Source organism: bacterium (assembly GCA_023135785.1).
GTDB lineage: Bacteria > CAIJMQ01 > CAIJMQ01 > CAIJMQ01 > CAIJMQ01 > CAZNJA01.
On the sequence record JAGLSL010000104.1, the window covers coordinates 1 to 2697 of the forward strand.

4 protein-coding genes are annotated in these 2697 nt (G+C 34.3%); all 4 read right to left on the reverse strand.

The window, feature by feature from the left end; all coding sequences use genetic code 11:
* Positions 1 to 474 (reverse strand): DNA primase (locus KAS42_06640; GenBank protein ID MCK4905895.1); only part of this gene is annotated, 474 nt, incomplete at its 3' end.
* Positions 475 to 565: 91 nt separating this feature from the next.
* Positions 566 to 1516: an NAD-dependent epimerase/dehydratase family protein gene (locus KAS42_06645; GenBank protein MCK4905896.1), complete on the reverse strand. Its 951-nt coding sequence runs from the start codon at positions 1514 to 1516 to the stop codon at positions 566 to 568.
* A 97-nt stretch (positions 1517 to 1613) separates the two neighbouring features.
* Positions 1614 to 1811: a hypothetical protein gene (locus KAS42_06650; GenBank protein MCK4905897.1), complete on the reverse strand. Its 198-nt coding sequence runs from the start codon at positions 1809 to 1811 to the stop codon at positions 1614 to 1616.
* Positions 1812 to 2503: 692 nt separating this feature from the next.
* Positions 2504 to 2697: hypothetical protein (locus KAS42_06655; GenBank protein MCK4905898.1), on the reverse strand; the 194-nt coding region annotated here is incomplete at its 5' end.

Genomic DNA, 2697 nt, shown 5'->3' on the forward strand with positions numbered 1-2697 from the left:
TTTCAATTGTATTTCCGTTGTCGGCGCATAACCTAGAGAAAAATCTTTTAATGTCTTTTCTTTCAAGCCACGTTTCATCAGATATTGGTAAGCTATTTTACCGTGTGTGGAATGTAAGAATTTTGCAAATAATGGATTTACCTGTTCAAGAACGGGATATAATTTAGAACTTTTGCCTACGGGTGTATCTTCCACTATAACGCCGATTTTTTGTCCCACCCATTTGACTGCTTCGGGAAAAGATAGTTTCTCATGCTCCATTATAAAGTGAAAAACATTTCCGCCTTTTCCGCAACCGAAACAGTGGAATATTTGTTTTTCCGGAGATATTACAAAAGAAGGCGTTTTTTCTTGATGAAAAGGGCACAAAGTTTTGTAATTTTTTCCGGCAGATTTCAAAGGATAAAACTCTTCGATAATTCTTACGATATCGGCCAATCCCAAAATTTCATTTATTTTTTCTTCAGAAATCATAGTTAAAATAATAGTCGATTGTTTATAGTTGACAGTTTATAGTTGAAAAACTGCGATTTTTTGTTTTTTAAAAACTATAAACCATACACTATTAACATGTTTTAGTATCCCACCAGTCTCTATTTTTTATATACCAATCGACTGTTTTTTCCAGACCTTCTTCTATTTCCGTCTTAGGTGACCATGAAAGCAAAATCTTTGCTTTCATAATAGACGCAGTTAACTCGAAAAAGTCTTGTTTGTTATTTTTCTCATATGTTATTAAACTCTGCGGCTTGTTAAGTTTTGAAAGAATAATACTCGCAACTTCTTTTATGGGAATAACGCCTAAATTACCTATATTGATAATTTCTCCTTTTAACGAATCAAATTTTTCTTTCAATATTTTCTGAAGCGCTTCAATAAAATCTTCTACGAAAAGCAAGTTTTCTGTTTGTTCGCCATCCTCCCACAGTTGTAAAGGCTGATTTGCCAAAGCAGATGTAATTAATGATGGAACCGTATTTTCCAATGACTGAGAAGGACCATAAATATTGAAGGTTCTTAAAATAACAATAGGAAAAGAGTATTTACGGCTGTGATAATACATTAAGTTCTCTCCCACAGTATCCATAAGACCTTTTAAATCCGTTGGTTTAGCGGGATGTTCTTCTGTAACAGGTGAATCTGCTCTATCACCGTATACTCTGGAAGAAGATATATGTATGATTCGTTGTAAATTCGATTCTTTACTGAATTCAAAGATGTTAGATAAGGACAAAATGTAATTTTCTATCTTGTCCGTTTCCGTAACACAGGCGGGATTATCTGCTTCAGACATATTAATGAGAACCTGCGCATTTGAGAGTAAATTTTTAATTAGAATTCTGTCTTGCGTCGTGCCCTGCCAAAGAGTTACTCGTGGATTTTCCTTAAGCTCAAAAGGGAAATTATCCAGGTTGTTATTTAATACCAAAACCTGATCGGACGAGTTTTTTTCTAAAAGAGAGTAAATAATATTAATGGCGGGGAAAGGAACTCCCCCTATTAAAACAATACGCATATTTGTTTGAAATTTGAATAAATCCCGTTAGACTTATAAAGAAACATATCTCTAACGGGTTTAGAAATATATTTCTTTTACAGAATAAAATTTAAAATTATCTTTTTTTATCTTGTTTTCTTTTAGTCTTGAAATGAAACAATCCAAGTTTTATAAATTCCTGCGAATTTTTAGATATGGAATTAATCTTTTGCTCAAGTCTTGCCAGTCGTATTCCTCCCAAAATCACCAAAGTAAGCACAAGAAAAATGGCAAGCGAAACCAAAAGAGCCATAGGTTTTATTAGAACTTCCATAATATTTCCTTGATTTTACTCCAATCTTTTTAGAACTGCTTGATTATATCATCTTTTAAAGAGTAAAATAAAACTAAACCAAACAGATGTTAAATGTACCGTTTTCCCTACTAATTTCACTCTATATTATTCCGTCTCTTGTAATTATTCTTTTTTTCTGGGTTCGCTCGGAAACCAGAAAAAAAGAGAAAGTGCATCCGGAATCGAAACAGTTCAGTTATTGCTGCCCTATTTGTGCTTTTGTTTATATTGATAGTTCCAAGGGAGATTATTCTCGTTGTCCTCGATGTGATTCCCTAAACAGTAAGGAAGAAGCCCATCAATTGTAGTTGCCGATTTATCGGCTTTTTAAAAACGTCCACCCACCTGCTTGCGAAGCGGGCAGGTTAAATGCAACTACAGTGAATAAAAAATGACGAATGACCAATTAAACTATGACGAAACAAGAGCCAATGATTCAATATTAGATTCCCGCCTACGCGGGAATGACAAAGGAAAAGGGCGGGAATGACAAGTGGAGTGTCTGCCATTTTCCCATCCCTTTCTCTGTCCTTCCTGTGAAACATGTCCCTGCAGGTAGTAAGCAGGGAACAGGAATCCAATGATGATTTTTTTCGTAGATACTATACCCAATTGGGAAATTCGGAGACTTTGGTCATTGATAAATTTTATGTCTAAAAAATCCCCGCCAATCAGTTTGTTTTAAGTCCGTCCCAGAAAATGACTATTCTGTCCTTATTTTTCTCTCTTAAATTTTTCGCCCAGTCTATAAAAAATTTCTGTTTTCTCTTAAGAAGCAGTAAAGACCTGATATTTTCTTTATCATCCTGGAATTTTTCGTGTAGCGGTTCTTTTATGTCTATAGTTTGAATAATGAAAGTTTTCC